Here is a 268-nt window from a genome sequence, read left to right on the forward strand (position 1 = left end):
GGGTGGCGGTACTGGCGATTTCCTCGTTCGGGTTCAGGCGCGAAACGTACTGGTAGCTCGACCAGGCCTGCGAACTGGTGTCCGAGCCGACTTCGGTCGCGTGGGTGTAGGTGTAGCTCAGGTTGCCGTACCAGCCGTTGGTCAGCGGCTTGTTCAACGAGAACGTCACCGCGGTGGACTCGCCCTTGTCGGTGTTGCCGAGCTTGGTGGTGCCGTTGGAGCCGCTGGTGAAGTCCGGATTGGCACCGTTGTTCTTGGCGCCGCCCGG

1 protein-coding gene is annotated in these 268 nt (G+C 63.8%); it reads right to left on the reverse strand.

Features of this window, described 5'->3' with window-relative positions:
- A partial coding sequence (locus R0J87_RS20960) for a hypothetical protein (protein ID WP_498888677.1) occupies positions 1-268 on the reverse strand: 268 nt, incomplete at both ends.

Origin of the sequence: Halomonas sp. SIMBA_159, assembly GCF_046536035.1 — a bacterium.
In the GTDB taxonomy this organism is placed as follows: domain Bacteria; phylum Pseudomonadota; class Gammaproteobacteria; order Pseudomonadales; family Halomonadaceae; genus Vreelandella; species Vreelandella venusta_A.